We start from the raw sequence: 16,555 nt of genomic DNA, 5'->3' as shown, positions 1-16,555 counted from the left end.
AGCGTGCTCGCCGTGCAGCGGAAGACGAGTTCGTCGTCGGATTGTGGATATCTAATCAGGGGAAGTGCAATCTCAGATGGGCTTGCAGCCTGTGGTCAATGTGCCCCGTTCTCGCTAAGATTGCGTTTTATTGCGATCAATTGGATTGGTTGGATCGATGGCCGATCTTCATTGTTTATCGAATAGTCGTGGAGCCCTCAAAGCGAACGTGATTTTCTTTCACGGTCTTGGGGGGCATCCACTTCTGACATGGCAGGCGGCTAAGCTTGACGAGGGCACGCTTTGGCCCCGGTGGCTTGCCGAGGATATCGACGGCCACGCTATTTGGTCTGTCGGATACGAAGCGCCAATCTCGCGCTGGGAGGGGACCGCGATGGGCCTCCTCGATCGTGCCGAGAACATTCTCGGACGCCTTATCAAGGAACCAAGATTACGGGATGGGCGCGTCATTCTGATCGGCCATAGCCTTGGTGGGCTCGTGATCAAACAACTCCTCGAGCTACTGGGACAGGAAGCAAACACCAGCGTCGCGGCCGCCAGTTTGCTCGACCGGATAGACAAGGTCGCATTTCTCGCGACGCCTCATACCGGCGCCGACATGGCGATTTGGGGTGACCGGCTGCGCATCCTTGTTCGACCGTCGGCCGCGACGATGTGCCTGGTCCGCAACGATGAGAATCTACGCCGGCTCAATAACTGGTACCGAGTGTGGGCGACAGACATCGGAATTTCGCACCTTGTCTTGAGAGAGACAAAGCCGATCCGCATCCTCGGTACAATCGTGAAGCCCGATACGGCCGACCCCGCGTTGTACCGCGTGCGCGCGTGGCCGACTGACCATGAACATTGGTCCATCGCAAAACCCAAAAGTCGATCTGATGAAGTATATGTGCATGTGAAGGAGTTTGTCCTCGATCAATTCGAGCGGCCGAAACCGCGCATTGAGAAACTGGCCGAGGAACTCCTCAGTGGGCAGCAGGCAACAAATTCGGACACCCAGAATATTCTCAGCTTGTTGAAGCGTTCGGAGCAAAGCGCCGACATTTCGATTGCGGTGGGCAATGACACTTTCGAGATCGTGTTTCCCAATTCGGATGAATTGTCGCCTTCGTCCGATCTGGAACTTCCCTGGCGATCACTGGCAAGCGCCGTGCAACCAGGTGATTACAACCTGTTGGATGCTCTGCGCTGGAACTACGGGCTTGTCGAGCAACTGTACGGCCGCAACGAAGAGTTGACCAAGATTATCGGGTGGGCCGAACGCGACCTTGGGCCGCCATCGGCCCGTTTGGTGACAGGAGAAGGCGGTTCGGGAAAAACGCGCCTTGCGGCGGCGGTTGCCAACGCTTTGCGTGAACGCGGCTGGAGCGCCGGCTTTGTAAGGTCTGCCTCGTCGTTGCGCGTCACAACCGGCAGCGCCAAGGGGCTCTTCCTCATTCTCGACTACCCCGAGGAAAATCTCGACCTGATGCGCGCGTTGATCAAGATGCTTGCTGTTACCAAGAGCGCGTCCTACCCGATCCGGCTGTTGCTTCTATCGCGGCGGGATTTTAGACATTGGGAGGCCGAAACCATCGATCTGGAAGGCCGCTTCGGCAATCACCCGATCGCCGATCCGGGCGATCTGAGCCGAGCGAATGTTCTGGAACTGATCGAGACGGCGGCTACCAACTTCGCGGCTGCCGCCGGGTTGCCCAAGCCGCGCCTTGATCGGGCCGATGCTTGGGTGATGGAAGCGCCGCTGCATCGCTTGCCCCTCTTTGCAGCGGCCGCGGCGGTTCACGCTGTTTTGGCGCCGGAGAATGCCTTCGGCATTGATGGCAATGCGATCGTTCGTGATCTCGCAATACGCGAACGGGCTCGAGTTCGAAGAACATCCGAGCGGCTTGGCATCGGTCCGAACACGTTGGGGAGGCTTCTCGCGCTAAGTGTTCTCGGGAATGGCTTGAATGTCGATGTTGTCGCGAAGCTAGTTGATGCCGGTTTATGTGAGGGTGTGGCGAGAGACCAGGTTATTCGGAAGATCGCGGATACGCCGTGGTGGCGACTCGGTCAGTTGACTCCCGTGAAGCCTGATAGGATGGCGGCTGAATTTCTAGGGGCTGAACTATTCGATGCCAAGTTTCCGGATGGAGACCAAAGGCTATCCCACTGGCTGTCGATAGCGTTTACAGGTGCTGAAGAGGGGTTGGGCAATCGGCTAGGCCGCGTCTTGTTTGATATGGACGCTCTGGATGTCACGGGAAGGAGAGCCCAATCGCTCGAAAGCCGGCTCGCCGAGATCATCGAGCGAGATCCGAAGCAGGCTGTGCGATTCGTCGCCGTCGCAACCGAAGATGTGCCCTACGCGGCGGTAGGATTCGCCGCGTTGATTGCTCTTACGATCGCCCGTTTGCTGGAAGATGAACCTGCGAGACGAGCCGTTTTCTTGAACAATGCTTCCGCCTTTCTTTCGCGGCTAGGCCAGCGAGAGGAGGCGCTCGCCGCGGCGCGGGAGGCCGTCGCGATCTATCGCGATCTTGTGCGGGCGCTGCCCGAGGCGTTCACGCCAAATCTGGCCGGCTCGCTCAACAACCTGGCCAACAGGCTCTCCGAACTTGGCCAGCGCGAGGAGGCGCTCGCCGCGGCGCGGGAAGCCACCGGGTTCTATCGCGATCTTGCACGGGCGCGGCCCGAGGCGTTCACGCCTGATCTGGGCATGTCGCTCAACAACCTGGCCAACAGGCTCTCCGAACTTGGCCAGCGCGAGGAGGCGCTCGCCGCGGCGCGGGAGGCCGTCGCGATCCGTCGCGATCTTGCGCGGGCGCGGCCCGAGGCGTTCACGCCTGAGCTGGCCGGGTCGCTTAACAACCTGGCTGGCAGGCTCTCCGAACTTGGCCAGCGAGAGGAGGCGCTCGCCGCGGCGCGGGAGGCCGTCGCGATCTATCGCGATCTTGCGCGGGCGCGGCCCGAGGCGTTCACGCCTGATCTGGCCATGTCGCTCAACAACCTGGCCAACGTGCTCTCCGAACTTGGCCAGCGCGAGAAGGCGCTCGCCGCGGCGCGGGAGGCTGTCGCGATCTATCGCGATCTTGCGCGGGCGCGGCCCGAGGCGTTCACGCCTGATCTGGCCGGGTCGCTTAACAACCTGGCTGCCATGCTCTCCGAACTTGGCCAGCGCGAGGAGGCGTTCGCCGTGGCGCGGGAGGCTGTCGCGATCTATCGCGATCTTGCGCGGGTACGGTCCGAGGCGTTCACGCCTGATCTGGCCGGGTCGCTCAACAACCTGGCTGCCATGCTCTCCGAACTTGGCCAGCGCGAGGAGGCGCTGGCCGTGGCGCGGGAGGCTGTCGCGATCTATCGCGATCTTGCGCGGGCGCGGCCCGAGGCGTTCACGCCTGATCTGGCCATGTCGCTCAACAACCTGGCCAACATGTTTTCCGAGCTTGGCCAGCGCGAGGAGGCGCTCGCCGCGGCGCGGGAGGCCGTCGCGATCCGTCGCGATCTTGCGCGGGCGCGGCCCGAGGCGTTCACGCCTAATCTGGCCGGGTCGCTCAACAACCTGGCCAACATGTTTTCCGAGCTTGACCAGCGCGAGGAGGCGCTCGCCTTGGCGCGGGAGGCCGTCGCGATCCGTCGCGATCTTGCGCGGGCGAGGCCCGAGGCGTTCACGCCTGCTCTGGCCATGTCGCTCAACAATCTGGTTGCCATGCTCTCCGAACTTGGCCAGCGCGAGGAAGCGCTCGTCACAGCGGGGGAGGCGACCGGATTCTATCGCGATCTTGCGCGGGCACAGCCCGAGGTGTTCACGCGTTACTTGGCGATATCGCTCAACAATCTAGCGGTCATCCTTTCTGAATTAGGTCAATACGAGGAAGCGGCGACCGCGGAGCAAGAAGCAAAGACCCTAACGGCAACGTGAGCGGACATTGCCAGATCAACGGGCTCGGCCGTTCGCGTCAGGACGCCGCGCTGCGCAGCCCGAACGCGTGCTTGTCGTGCAGCACCGGCGCCACCGCATCGCTGAGCCGCGCGGCGGCGGCATCGACCGAAAGCCCGGCGGTGTCGACCACGGCCGACGCGCGGGCATAAAGCGGTTCGCGGCTGACCAAAATGTTGCGCAACTCCGCCATCGCCGAGCGGTCGTCGGCCATCGGGCGCAGGTCGCCCTGGCGGCGGACGCGGGCCATGTGCTCTTCCGGCTCGGCCTTGAGCCAGATGGTGTAGAACGACGACAGGATCAGGTCGAACGTCAACGGTTCGGAGACGATGCCGCCGCCGGTCGCCAGCACCATCAGCTCTTTCCGCGCCAGCAATTGCCGCAGCGCCGCCTGCTCCATGCGGCGAAAGCCTTCCTGGCCGTAGAGCGCGATGATCTCGGCAACCGACAGCCCGTTCTCTGTCTCGACTTGCTTGTTGAGCTCGACAAAACTCCAGCCGATCTGTTTTGCCAGCATTCTGCCGAGCGTGGATTTGCCGGCGCCGCGCAGGCCGATCAGGGCGATGCCGGAGAACGAGATCCGCCGCTGCGCCGAAGGGCCGCTGCCGGCGAGCGCGTCCTTGGCCTGCGCGATCTGGGCGGGCGTCGCCTTGCGCAACAGATCGCGGATAACGGCCCAGTCGGGCGCCGGTTCGGTTGCGGGAATGAGGTCTTCCAGATGCGCGCCCATCGCGTTCGACACGCGCCGCAGCAGCACGATCGAGACATTGCCTTTGCCGCTCTCAAGCTGCGCGATATAGCGCTCGGAAATGCCCGACACCTTGGCGAGCACCTTGCGCGACATGCCGCGAAGGGCGCGCATGGTGCGCACACGCTGGCCAAGCTGCTCGAGAAAGCCGGTTTCGGGGTCGCTGGCCTCGGTCAATTTGCCTCGTTCGGCTTTGCCTGTGTGGGACGGTTTTCGGAAACATAGTGCCGATGAGGATTGACAGCAAGCGCTGCTGGTGTCTTTGTATGAATTATAATTCTTAAAACTGGGGAGAAGCGCGTGGGCGGCATGTCCGGTTCGTACAATGCGGTGACCTGGCTGCTCGATCGCAATATCGACGAGGGCCGGGGGGCCAAGCTCGCCTTCACCGATACCGTCTCCGAGCTCACCTATGGCGACCTGCAGAAGCAGAGCTGCCGTGCAGCCAACATGCTGCGCCGGCTCGGCGTCCGCCGCGAAGAGCGGGTCGCAATGATCATGCTCGACACCGTGGATTTCCCTCCCGTGTTCCTCGGCGCGATCCGCGCCGGCATCGTGCCGGTGCCGCTCAACACGCTTTTGACCTCGGATCAATACGCTTATGTGCTGGCCGACAGCCGTGCGCGCGTGCTGTTCGTATCCGAGGCGCTGTTTCCCGTCGTGAAGGACATTGTCGGACGCATGCCGGACCTCGAACATGTCGTGGTGTCCGGCAATGATGCGTTCGGCCACAAGAAACTTTCCGATGAGCTTGCAAAGGAAGCCGATTCCTTCGCGACCGTGCCGACCCACGCCGAAGAGCCGGCATTCTGGCTCTATTCCTCCGGCTCCACCGGCATGCCCAAGGGCGTGCGGCACCTGCACTCCAATCTGCAGGCGACTGCCGAGACCTATGGCAAGCAAGTGCTCGGCATCAAGGAGAGCGACGTCTGCCTCTCCGCGGCCAAACTGTTTTTCGCCTACGGGCTCGGCAACGCCTTGACCTTCCCGATGTCGGTTGGCGCCAGCACGGTGCTGAATGCGGAGCGGCCGACACCGGCCCGGATGTACGACCTCTTGAACAAGTACAACCCCACCATCTTCTTTGGCGCGCCGACGCTGTTCGCCTCCATGTTGAATGACGAGGCGGCGAAGCACGAGCGTGCCGGCACGCGGCTGCGCGTCTGTACCTCCGCGGGCGAAGCCTTGCCGGAATCGGTCGGCAATGCCTGGAAGGCACGCTTCGGTGTCGATATCCTCGACGGCGTCGGCTCGACGGAGCTGTTGCACATCTTCCTGTCGAACGCGCCCGGCGACATCAAGTACGGCTGCTCCGGCCGTCCGGTGCCTGGCTACAAGGTGCGGCTCGTGAACGAAGCGGGCGAAGAAGTGCCGGACGGCGAGGTCGGCGAGCTCCTGGTCGAAGCCCCCTCGGCGGCCGAAGGCTACTGGAATCAGCGCAGCAAAACCCGGCAGACGTTCCAGGGCCACTGGACCTACACCGGCGACAAATACACCCGCGACGCCGACGGCCGCTACACTTTCTGCGGCCGTGCCGACGACATGTTCAAGGTCTCCGGCATCTGGGTCTCGCCGTTCGAGGTCGAGAGCGCGTTGATCGCCCACCCCGCGGTGCTGCAGGCCGCCGTCGTGCCGGAAGCCGATTCCGATGGGTTGTTGAAACCGAAGGCCTTTGTGGTGTTGCGCCCGGATTGCAACACCGACGGTCTGTTTGAATCGCTGAAGGAGCATGTCAAGCAGAAGATCGGCCCGTGGAAATATCCGCGCTGGATCGACGTCGTGGAATCATTGCCGATGACCGCGACGGGGAAGATTCAACGGTTCAAGTTGCGGGACCAATAGTCGTCGTCATTCCGGGGCGTGCGATAGCGCGAACCCGGAATCTCGAGATTCCGGATCAGCTCGCTTCGCGATCTGTCCGGAATGACGGAGTGAGATGATCGAAATGACCACCCTTACCCCCTCGGGCTTCCTGACCGTCGGTGCTTCGCATCTCGAATACCGCATGATCGGCCCGTCGCCCGAGAGCGCGCCGACCATTGTGATGCTGCATGAAGGCCTCGGATCGGCCGGACTGTGGGGCGACTTTCCCGAAAAACTTCAGGCCGCGACCGGCGTCGGCGTGTTCGTCTATTCGCGCGCGGGTTACGGCAATTCGACGCCGGTGAAACTGCCGCGGCCGCTCGACTACATGCATGTCGAGGCGCTTGATGTATTGCCGAAACTGCTCGACAAGATCGGCTTTCGCCGCGGCCTCCTGCTCGGACATTCCGACGGCGCCTCGATCGCGGCGATCTATGCGGGCTCCCATCAGGACCACCGCGTGCAGGGCCTCGCGTTGATCGCCCCGCATTTCATCGTCGAGGATATTGGGGTGGCCTCGATTGCGCAGATCCGCGACGCCTACGCGACCACGAACCTGAAGGAGAAGCTGGCGCGCTGGCACAAGGATGTCGACAACGCCTTCCATGGCTGGAATGACGCCTGGCTCGATCCGAAATTCCGCAACTGGGATATTTCCGAATACCTCGCCTACATCCGCGTACCGGTGGCGATCCTGCAGGGTGAGGACGACCAGTATGGAACCATGCGCCAGGTCGAGATCGCACAGGAAGAGTGCTACTGTCCGGTCGATGTGACTGTGATCCCGGGCGCGGGACATCAGCCGCATCGCGAAGCACCTGGGCCGACGCTCGATGCGATTTCGGAATTCGCAAACGCGGTGTTGCACGTCAATGACAGCTCGCAGGGACGGGCCGCGTAACGCTTTTCTTTTTTTGGGGCGGCGTCCCGGCTGAGCATGCAGAAGCCGCATGTCGCGTCACGCCTGTTCGGCGAAGCGATCGGTGAGTTCGAGGCGCTCGGCGGGCGCGGTGTCGGCGGCGACGGGTTTGCCGACAGCTTTCCGGTCGGGGCGCTGGCGGCGGTCATCAAGGCCAAATTGGCCCAGCCGCAGCTCGGAAAGGCCGATGGGATGGCATTCGCCACTGCCATCGGAACATGAAACAAAATGCATGTTCCGACGTTTTAGCCTAGACTTGTTAAAAAACATGCATTATTGTGCATCTAACGAACCAGGCAAAGCTTGGGAAAACGACCAAGCTTGAGAAAACGACAGAGGGTGGCTTCATGGCCGGCGAAGATCGCGTCCTTGCGGGGGGAGCGAAATACATCGATTTTCAAACCGATCCGTCGCGCTACCGGCACTGGAAGCTGGGCGTCGAAGGCGACGTCGCGACGCTCACCATGGACGTCGACGAGAATGCGGGCCTGTTCGAGGGCTATCAGCTCAAGCTGAACTCCTACGATCTTGGCGTCGACATCGAACTCGCCGACGCCGTGCAGCGGCTGCGCTTCGAGCATCCCGAAGTGAAGGCGGTGGTGATGCGTTCGGGTAAGAACCGCGTGTTCTGCGCCGGCGCCAATATCCGCATGCTGGCGGGCGCCACCCACGCCCACAAGGTCAATTTCTGCAAATTCACCAACGAGACCCGTAACGGCCTGGAAGATTCATCGGAGAATTCCGGCCAGCGCTTCATCACCGTCGTCAACGGCACCGCGGCCGGCGGCGGCTATGAACTGGCACTGGCGACCGATCACATCATGCTGGCCGATGACGGCGCTGCCGCTGTGTCGTTGCCGGAAGTGCCGCTGCTCGCGGTGCTGCCGGGCACCGGCGGCCTGACGCGCGTCGTCGACAAGCGCAAGGTGCGCCGCGACCATGCCGACTTCTTCTGCACCATCGAGGAAGGCATCAAGGGCAAGCGCGCCGTCGCCTGGCGGCTGGTCGACGAGATCGTGCCCAACAGCAAGCTGGAAGGCAAAGTCGCCGACCGCGCAAAGGAATTTGCCGCCGCCTCGAAGCGCAACGGCACCGGCAAGGGCATCACGCTTGCGCCGCTCAACCGCACCATCGACGACAGCGGCATCCGCTACGGTTTTGTCAATGTCGACATCGACCGCGCGCAACGGATCGCGACCATCTCGATCAAGGCGCCGGAGGCCGCCCCGCCGGCCGATATCGATGGTCTGATCGCGCAGGGCGCGTCGTTCTGGCCGCTGCAGGTCGCGCGCGAACTCGATGATGCGATCCTTCACTTGCGCATCAACGAACTCGAAATCGCGATGCTGCTGTTCAAGTCGCATGGCGATGCCGCCAATGTGGTGGCCTGCGATGCTTTCCTCGAAGCCAACAAGGCGCACTGGCTGGTCAACGAGATCAGGCATTACTGGAAGCGGGTGTTGAAGCGCATCGACGTCACCTCGCGCACGCTGGTGACGCTGGTCGAGCCCGGCTCCTGCTTCGCCGGCACGCTCGCCGAACTCGTGTTCGCCGCCGACCGCTCCTACATGCTGATCGGCTCGCGCCAGGGCGACAACCGCGCGCCTCCCGCGATCCAGCTCACCGCCATGAATTTCGGCCCCTATCCGATGAGCCACGGCCTGACCCGGCTGCAATCGCGTTTCCAGGCCGATCCGTCCGATCTGGAGCGCGCGGAAGCCACCATCGGCACGTCGCTCGATGCGGAGGAGGCCGAAGAACTCGGCCTCGTCACCTTCGCGCTCGACGATATCGACTGGGACGACGAGGTGCGGGTGTTCCTGGAGGAACGCACCTCCTTCTCGCCCGACGGCCTCACCGGCATGGAAGCCAATTTGCGCTTCGTTGGGCCAGAGACCATGGAATCGAAAATCTTCTCGCGCCTCACGGCGTGGCAGAACTGGATCTTCCAGCGCCCCAACGCGGTCGGCGAAGACGGCGCGCTGCGCCGCTACGGCACCGGCCAGAAGGCGCAATTCGATATGACGCGGGTTTAGCCCGAATTTCCGCCGTCATCCTGAGGTGCGAGCGCAAGCGAGCCTCGAAGGATGATTTGAGCCCGGCCAGCATCCTTCGAGACGCGGCGAGCCGCCGCTGCTCAGGATGACGGTCGAGCAAGACGCCAGAACGAATCCAAGGAGTGCACGCCATGAATTTCATGAATGTCGACTACAGCACCAAAATTCCAAACAACGTCAATCTCAGCGAAGACCGCCAGGTGCTGAAAGCGCTGGAGGGCTGGCATCCCGGTTATATGGACTGGTGGGGCGACATGGGGCCGGAAGGTTTCCAGCAGTCGCTGGTGTATCTGCGCACCGCCTATTCGGTCGATCCGCGCGGCTGGGCCAAGTTCGACTACGTCAAGATGCCGGAATATCGCTGGGGCATTTTGCTGGCGCCGCAGGAAGAGAACCGCGTCATTCCGTTCGGCGAAAATTACGGCAAGCCGGCTTGGCAGGAAGTCCCCGGCGAACACCGTGCCACGTTGCGCCGCCTGATCGTGATCCAGGGCGACACCGAGCCCGCTTCCGTCGAGCAGCAGCGCCATCTCGGCAAGACCGCGCCCTCGCTCTACGACCTGCGCAATTTGTTCCAGGTCAATGTCGAGGAAGGCCGTCATCTCTGGGCGATGGTCTATCTCTTGCAGAAATATTTCGGCCGCGACGGCCGCGAGGAGGCGGATGATTTGTTGCGCCGCCGCTCCGGTGATGCGGATAGCCCACGCATGCTCGGCGCCTTCAACGAGGCGACGCCGGACTGGCTGTCGTTCTTCATGTTCACCTACTTCACCGACCGCGACGGCAAGATGCAGCTGCATTCGCTGGCGCAGTCCGGCTTCGATCCGCTGTCGCGCACCTGCCGCTTCATGCTGACCGAAGAGGCGCATCACATGTTCGTCGGCGAGACCGGCATCAGCCGCGTCGTGCAGCGCACGTGCGAGGCGATGAAGGAAGCCGGCATCACCGACCCCACGGATGTTGCCAAGGTCCGCGCGCTCGGCGTCATCGACCTGCCGACCATCCAGAAGAAGCTGCACCTGCATTACTCGCTGTCGCTTGATCTGTTCGGTTCGGAAGTCTCGACCAACGCGGCGAATGCCTTCAATGCCGGCATCAAGGGCCGCTACAAGGAAACCCAGATCGACGACGACCATCAGCTCAAGAACGCCACCTATCCGGTGCTCAAGCTGGTCGACGGCGTGATCAAGCGCGTCGACGAGCCGGCGCTGACCGCGCTCAACATGCGGCTGCGCGACGACTACACGCAGGATTGCGTCAAGGGCATGCTGCGCTGGAACAAGATCATTTCGCTCGCCGGCTATCAGTACAAGCTGACGCTGCCGAATGTCGCGTTCCACCGCCACATCGGCGAGTTCAAGGACATCAACGCCACACCGGAAGGCCTCCTGATCGACGACGCCACCTGGAACCAACGCAAGAGCGAATGGTTGCCTTCGACGCAGGACGGCGACTTCATCGCCTCGCTGATGAAGCCGGTGACCGAAACCGGCGTCTACGCCAACTGGATCTCGCCGCCGAAGGTCGGCATCGACAACAAGCCCGGCGATTTCGAGTACGTGAAAATCGAGACGTGAGGCAAGGCGAAACTCGCGCCTTCACCGCAAGCTGTCGTCACCCGCGAAAGCGGGTGATCCAGTAATCGCCGGCGTCAATTGCAGAAACGCCGCGACCAACCAATCAGGGGCCGCGGCGTACTGGATACCCCGCATTCGCGGGGTATGACGACCGATAGTATCGTGCGTAGACCTACCCCGCGATCTCAAGCCCCGCATTCGCGTAGACCACGCCGCCATCGACGGCGATGGTGTTGCCGACCACGTAATCGCCCGCGCGCGAGGCGAGATAGATCGCTACCCCCGCCATATCCTCGTCGGTGCCGATACGCTGCGCCGGAATGCGTTTTGCGACTTCGTCCGAGTGGTCGCGCGCGGCGCGGTTCATGTCCGACTTGAATGCGCCCGGCGCGATCGCGGTGACGTTGATATTGTCCTTGACCAGTTTCGTCGCCATGCGCCGCGTCAGATGAATCACGGCGGCCTTGCTCGCGGCGTAGGAATAGGTCTCGCTGGGGTTGACGAAGATGCCGTCGACGGATGCGATGTTGATGACCTTGGCCGGCCGTTCATGCGAGGCCGCCGCACGCAGCGGTTTTGCCAGCGCCTTGGTCAGGAAGAACAGCGACTTGACATTGAGGTCCATCACCTTGTCCCAGCCGCTTTCCGGGAATTCGTCGAACTCCGCGCCCCAGGCAGCGCCCGCATTGTTGACGAGGACGTCGAGCTTCGGCTCCAGCCTGATGATCTCAGCCGCGAGCTTGTCGCAGCCTTCGACGGTCGAGATGTCGATCGGCAGCGCGATGCATTCGCCGTCATAGGCGGCGGAGAGTTCCTTCGCGGTTGCTTCGCAGGGCCCGGCCTTGCGCGCGGTGATGTATACCTTCGCCGCGCCCTGCGCGAGAAACCCGGCCGCGATCATCTTGCCGATGCCGCGCGAGCCGCCCGTCACCAGCGCGACGCGGCCCTGAAGCGAGAACAGATCCTTGAACATGCGTTCCTCCATTGCTTTGCCGCTGGTTTTGGGCGGAGGAGGGGTTCGAGTCAAGGAAGCTTGTTTTCGTCGTCCCTGCGAACGCAGGGACACATAACCACCGGCTTTAGTTGTTTTGGCAGGTGACTACTCCATCGCCCAACGGATGAGCTGCGGCGTATGGGTCCCTGCGTTCGCAGGGACGACGGCTCCACTGCGCTAACCCTACGCCGCGTCGATACGCCTAAAGCCGTTCCACATGGCGGTGGCGGCGCCGGAGGTCAGGACCGGGAGGATGCGCGCATCCTGGTAATTGCCGTTGAGCGAAACCCGCTGCAGCGCCGTCAAGTGCTCGGCGCTTTCCGGAAAAATCATGCCCGGCCGCGTCGTGACCGCGGTCTTGAATCCGGCGGCTTTCGCCAGGGCGAATTCGCGCCGGCCCGCCGCGATCCGGTCGCCATAGGGATAGGCGAGATGAAGCACCGGTCGCTGCAGCGCCGCTTCGATCCGCGCGCGGCTGGTGGCCAGTTCGAACGAAGCGGTCTCCTCGCTCTGCCGCGCCAGATTGCAATGGGTGATCGTATGCGCGCCGATCGTCACCAGCGGATCATCAGCGAATGCCTTCAATTCCTCCCAGGACATGCAGAGCTCGCGGGCGATCGGAGTCTCGTCCACGTCATGTCGCCTGCATAGCGCGGAGATTTCGCGCTGCAAGTCGTGTTCGGTCGGCAGTGCGCGCAGCCAGTCGTGCATGCGGTCGAAGGCGTCCTGCTTGGCCGCCGGCGTCGAGGTGTCGAGGCGGGTGGCTGTGCCGCCGATCGGGACTTCGATCGTGGACGCCTTGGCGATCGCCCTCTCGAGCGCGACCCACCACAACCGGCCAGTGCCTTCGGCGAAATCGCTCGTCACGTAGACGGTGAGGGGCGCGTCATATTCACGCATCACCGGCAGGGCGTAGTCGCGATTGTCGCGATAGCCGTCATCAAGGGTGAAGCAGGCGAAGCGTCGGGCGAAATTACGCGCCTGGAGCCGCTGATGCACCTCGTCCATGGTGACGATATCGACGTCGAGCGCGCGAAGATGCGCCAGCATCGCCCGCAGGAACTCCGGCTCGACCTCGAGATGGTGATTGGGCTGAAACGCGCCGTCGCGCCGCGGGCGGACATGGTGCAGCATGAAAATGATGCCGACACCTGCGAAGATTGGTCGCAGCAGGTAATGCGCCCCGGAGAAGTACAGCGCTTCCAGTCCGGCGCGAATGACGGTGTTGCGAAGCAGTTTCATCGAGATGCAGGGCTGCCCGGTTATTTGCCGGCAGAAATTAGCGAAAGACCGCTGAAGAAACAGTTAGCCGGACCTATTTCAGAGCCCTTCGGGGCCTGCGACATTTCGGGTTTGACAGCCTCGCAAGGGTTTGTTTTCTCTCCGTTCCGGACCCCGGCGGGAACTCGAATGCACGGACTTTTCAGGTGGAGTGGCAAATGGTGGCTGGGCGTCATTCCTTTGGTCATCTTTTGGGCTATCGCGGCCTGGACGAGCACCGAACCGCTGGAAGCCGACCTGGCGCAGCGTTCGGCCGCAGCCCTCAAGGACACCGTCCTCGATAAACGGCGGATCTCGGTTGCAGGCCGCGACGTGACCCTCGCGGCGGACGCATTCTCGGAAGACGGCCGGCAGAGCGCGGTGACTTCGGTGGAAGCGGTGCCGGGCGTGCGGCTGGTTAACGACGAAACCCGGCTCGTTCCCGAAGCCAAGCCGTTTGTCTGGTCGGCGGAACGCGACGTCCTTCGGGTGACGCTGTCGGGCAGTTCGCCCCTGCCGGCGAGCAGGGGCCGGCTGATGGAAGCGGCCCGCGCCGGCCTCGGTGGCGTCGAAGTGGTCGACCGGATGAATCTGTCGCGCGGGGCGCCGCCGCGTTTCGACAATGCCGCGCTGCTGCTGCTCGACCAGGTCGGCAAGCTGAAGGACGGCAAGATCACGCTGTCGGACACTCAGGTCAGCCTGTCCGGCATGGCGCGCGAACTCGGCGGCCGCGAAGCCATCGCCGCCGCGCTGAAAAATCTGCCCGAGGGCTTTTCGGTCGCGGTCAACGAGGTCAAGGCGCCGCCTTACATCTTCCAGGCCTACAAGGATCCGGTCGCGGTGACGCTGACGCTGACCGGCAACGCGCCGGACAACAATGTCCACGCCGCGCTGGTGGCGGCGGCGGGACGCAAATTCTTCAGCGAAAAGGTCGTCGACAATCTCAAGGAGAGCGTCGGCGCGCCCGCAGGCTTTGCCAACGCGGTGGTGCCCGCCCTCGGCGCGCTGTCGCGGCTGTCGACCGGCACGCTCGTCGTCTCCGACCGGCAGGTCAAGCTGTCGGGTGATGCGCTTTATGAAAACGCCGCCGCCCAGATCCGCGCCGGCCTCGGCAAGGACTTCCCGCAGGGCTGGCAGTTCAAGCCGGAAATCTCGGTCAAGCCGGCTGCGGCGCCGGTGGACGCCACCGTCTGCCAGCAATTATTCGCCGAACTGCTCGGCAAGGCCCGGATCCGCTTTGAATCCGGCAAGGCCGACATTGTCGCGGATTCCGCCGGCCTGCTCGACCGCCTGATCGAAACCGCGCTGCGCTGTCCGACCGCCAATATCGAGATCGCAGGCCATACCGATACCGACGGCGACGAGGCGGCCAACCAGGCGCTGTCCGAGAAGCGTGCCCAGGCCGTCGCCGACTATCTGGTCAAGGCGGGATTGCCGGCCGACCGGTTCAGCGCGGTCGGCTATGGCCCGACGCAGCCGATCGCGGGTAACGATACCGACCAGGGCAAGGCGCAGAACCGCCGCATCGATTTCGTGGTGAAGTGAGCATGGCCTATCTGACCACATTCTTCTGGGGCTGGTTGCTGGCATCGGCGCTGCTCGGCTTCGCCATGGGCTGGATATCCGTGGTTCAGCACGGCGAAGGCGTCGCGGGGAAGCTGCGCTGGGCGCTTTCGGCCCTGGTCGCGGCGCTGATCGGCGCAGCCCTCGCACGCGTCGTGCCTGGCCGCTTCGGCTACTGGCTCGACCTCGGGCTGATCATGTTCGCGCTTTATCTTTGTGGCTGTGCGGTCGGATCGTGGTTGCGCGACTGGGTGGTCTCGCGCAGCGCGCCGTCGGCCTGACCGCAGCATGGGCCGGATAGCTTTACCGCCATCCTTGTCACGGGTTATTGACCAGACCGTTCTACGGTCCGGAACTGCCTTGGAGCGGCGGGAATGCTGCAAAACTGTGCTGTCGTCGTCATCAACTGCGCCTAATATGTTGAAGAAGCGTGTTTTATTTGTCGTCAGGCGAATTCCACTCCGGCTCAAAACGCGCTACCAGAGGGGCAAGGGAGCAGCGTAGCGCCGGCGGGGTTCACGCCATTGCCGTCGTCGCATAAGCGCAATTTCGAGGTGTAGATGCTGGAAGCAATACGCAGGGCGATCTCGTTTCTGCGCCAGAAGCAGGTCCTGCACAAGCTCGGGGTCTTGATCAGCATCACGGTGATCGCCGTTGCGTGCTACGTGCTCTATCACATGCTTCGCGGCATCGACACCGATGAGGTGATCGACGCCATCAAGGGCACCGAGCCGCGCCAGATCGCGCTGGCGGCCCTGTTCGTGGCGGCGGGCTATTTCACGCTGACGTTCTATGACTGGTTCGCGGTTCGCGCGATCGGCCAGGGCCACATTCCCTACCGCGTCAACGCGCTTGCCGCCTTCACCTCCTATTCCATCGGCCACAATGTCGGCGCCAGCGTCTTCACCGGCGGCGCGGTGCGCTACCGGATCTATTCGGCCTGGGGGCTGAACGCGATCGATGTCGCCAAGATCTGTTTCCTCGCCGGGCTGACCTTCTGGCTCGGCAATGCCGCGGTGCTGGGACTTGGCATCGCCTATCACCCGGAAGCCGCCGCCTCGATCGATCAGCTGCCGGTCTGGTTCAACCGCGTGGCGGCGTTCGGCATCCTTCTCGGACTGGTCGGCTATGTCGCCTGGGTCTGGGCTCAGCCGCGCAGCGTCGGCCGCGGGCCGTGGACGGTCACGCTGCCGGGCGGGCCGCTGACGCTGCTGCAGATCGCCATCGGCATCGTCGATCTCGGCTTCTGCGCGCTGGCGATGTATGTGCTGGTGCCGGACGAGCCCAATCTGGGTTTTGTCGTCGTCGCTGTCATCTTCGTCTCGGCCACGCTGCTGGGGTTTGCCAGCCACTCGCCGGGCGGGCTTGGCGTTTTCGATGCCGCCATGCTGGTCGGGCTCTGGCAGATGGACCGGGAGGAACTGCTCGCCGGCATGCTGCTGTTCCGCGTCCTCTACTATATTGGTCCTTTTGTCATATCTGTAATCTTGCTGACGCTTCGGGAGATTATTCTCGGCGCGCGATCAAAGCGGCTGCGCCAATTGACGCCCGGCGCCGACGCCGAGCCGACGAGGCATGAGGCCGCCGTCTATGTGCGCAAGCATGGCGACACCGGCACCTGATGACGCGGCGGGGGCTTCGCGATTAGAGGAAGA

Annotated in this window: 11 protein-coding genes and 1 pseudogene; 9 read left to right on the top strand and 3 right to left on the bottom strand. The window is 63.1% G+C overall.

The features are described from left to right. The first annotated feature begins 157 nt into the window (after window positions 1-157). Window positions 158-3,901: a tetratricopeptide repeat protein gene (locus V1283_RS35155; protein ID WP_334391180.1), complete on the top strand. Its 3,744-nt coding sequence runs from the start codon at window positions 158-160 to the stop codon at window positions 3,899-3,901. Between the two features lie 37 nt (window positions 3,902-3,938). Here the strand turns inward: V1283_RS35155 and V1283_RS35150 are convergent. After that, window positions 3,939-4,907 (bottom strand): annotated as a pseudogene (locus tag V1283_RS35150) (helix-turn-helix transcriptional regulator); the annotation flags it as partial. Between the two features lie 69 nt (window positions 4,908-4,976). Between V1283_RS35150 and V1283_RS35145 the strand changes: the two are divergent. From V1283_RS35145 to boxB, 5 genes are all read left to right on the top strand, one after another. Beyond that, window positions 4,977-6,509, top strand: coding sequence for a benzoate-CoA ligase family protein (locus tag V1283_RS35145; protein WP_334391179.1), 1,533 nt, complete (start codon window positions 4,977-4,979; stop codon window positions 6,507-6,509). Between the two features lie 103 nt (window positions 6,510-6,612). Further along, window positions 6,613-7,431, top strand: coding sequence for an alpha/beta fold hydrolase (locus tag V1283_RS35140; RefSeq protein WP_334391178.1), 819 nt, complete (start codon window positions 6,613-6,615; stop codon window positions 7,429-7,431). Between the two features lie 36 nt (window positions 7,432-7,467). Further along, window positions 7,468-7,671: a hypothetical protein gene (locus V1283_RS35135; protein WP_334391177.1), complete on the top strand. Its 204-nt coding sequence runs from the start codon at window positions 7,468-7,470 to the stop codon at window positions 7,669-7,671. Between the two features lie 125 nt (window positions 7,672-7,796). After that, window positions 7,797-9,485, top strand: a complete 1,689-nt coding sequence (boxC, locus tag V1283_RS35130; RefSeq protein ID WP_334391176.1) for a 2,3-epoxybenzoyl-CoA dihydrolase — start codon at window positions 7,797-7,799, stop codon at window positions 9,483-9,485. Window positions 9,486-9,646: 161 nt separating this feature from the next. Then, window positions 9,647-11,083: a benzoyl-CoA 2,3-epoxidase subunit BoxB gene (boxB, locus tag V1283_RS35125; RefSeq protein WP_334393290.1), complete on the top strand. Its 1,437-nt coding sequence runs from the start codon at window positions 9,647-9,649 to the stop codon at window positions 11,081-11,083. A 172-nt stretch (window positions 11,084-11,255) separates the two neighbouring features. On the opposite strand, the gene V1283_RS35120 is transcribed toward boxB, so the two are convergent. Then, complete coding sequence (locus V1283_RS35120) at window positions 11,256-12,056, bottom strand: SDR family oxidoreductase (RefSeq protein ID WP_334391175.1); 801 nt, start codon at window positions 12,054-12,056, stop codon at window positions 11,256-11,258. Window positions 12,057-12,260: 204 nt separating this feature from the next. After that, window positions 12,261-13,319 carry a polysaccharide deacetylase family protein gene (locus V1283_RS35115; RefSeq protein WP_334391174.1) on the bottom strand — a complete coding sequence of 353 codons (1,059 nt, stop codon included), beginning with the start codon at window positions 13,317-13,319 and terminating at the stop codon, window positions 12,261-12,263. A 168-nt stretch (window positions 13,320-13,487) separates the two neighbouring features. On the opposite strand from V1283_RS35115, the gene V1283_RS35110 reads away from it, so the two are divergent. From V1283_RS35110 to V1283_RS35100, 3 genes are all read left to right on the top strand, one after another. Further along, window positions 13,488-14,882: an OmpA family protein gene (locus V1283_RS35110; protein ID WP_334391173.1), complete on the top strand. Its 1,395-nt coding sequence runs from the start codon at window positions 13,488-13,490 to the stop codon at window positions 14,880-14,882. A 2-nt stretch (window positions 14,883-14,884) separates the two neighbouring features. Next, the gene (locus V1283_RS35105) at window positions 14,885-15,181 is read left to right on the top strand and encodes a hypothetical protein (RefSeq protein ID WP_334391172.1); all 297 of its coding nucleotides are present in this window, start codon (window positions 14,885-14,887) and stop codon (window positions 15,179-15,181) included. A gap of 279 nt (window positions 15,182-15,460) precedes the next feature. Continuing rightward, on the top strand, window positions 15,461-16,522 hold the full coding sequence (locus V1283_RS35100) for a lysylphosphatidylglycerol synthase domain-containing protein (RefSeq protein ID WP_334391171.1): 1,062 nt from the start codon (window positions 15,461-15,463) through the stop codon (window positions 16,520-16,522). Window positions 16,523-16,555: the final 33 nt, after the last annotated feature.

Source organism: Bradyrhizobium sp. AZCC 2262, from assembly GCF_036924535.1.
GTDB lineage: Bacteria > Pseudomonadota > Alphaproteobacteria > Rhizobiales > Xanthobacteraceae > Bradyrhizobium.
This window is presented reverse-complemented; position numbering and strand designations above follow the sequence as displayed.

Bases quoted from the DNA above. Each gene is read 5' to 3' on its own strand.
- V1283_RS35140 (WP_334391178.1), top strand. From the start codon at position 6,613: ATGACCACCCTTACCCCCTCGGGCTTCCTGACCGTCGGTGCTTCGCAT.
- boxB (WP_334393290.1), top strand. From the start codon at position 9,647: ATGAATGTCGACTACAGCACCAAAATTCCAAACAACGTCAATCTCAGC.
- V1283_RS35145 (WP_334391179.1), top strand. From the start codon at position 4,977: ATGTCCGGTTCGTACAATGCGGTGACCTGGCTGCTCGATCGCAATATC.
- V1283_RS35120 (WP_334391175.1), bottom strand. From the start codon at position 12,056: ATGTTCAAGGATCTGTTCTCGCTTCAGGGCCGCGTCGCGCTGGTGACG.
- V1283_RS35110 (WP_334391173.1), top strand. From the start codon at position 13,488: ATGCACGGACTTTTCAGGTGGAGTGGCAAATGGTGGCTGGGCGTCATT.
- V1283_RS35105 (WP_334391172.1), top strand. From the start codon at position 14,885: ATGGCCTATCTGACCACATTCTTCTGGGGCTGGTTGCTGGCATCGGCG.
- boxC (WP_334391176.1), top strand. From the start codon at position 7,797: ATGGCCGGCGAAGATCGCGTCCTTGCGGGGGGAGCGAAATACATCGAT.
- V1283_RS35115 (WP_334391174.1), bottom strand. From the start codon at position 13,319: ATGAAACTGCTTCGCAACACCGTCATTCGCGCCGGACTGGAAGCGCTG.
- V1283_RS35135 (WP_334391177.1), top strand. From the start codon at position 7,468: ATGCAGAAGCCGCATGTCGCGTCACGCCTGTTCGGCGAAGCGATCGGT.
- V1283_RS35100 (WP_334391171.1), top strand. From the start codon at position 15,461: ATGCTGGAAGCAATACGCAGGGCGATCTCGTTTCTGCGCCAGAAGCAG.
- V1283_RS35155 (WP_334391180.1), top strand. From the start codon at position 158: ATGGCCGATCTTCATTGTTTATCGAATAGTCGTGGAGCCCTCAAAGCG.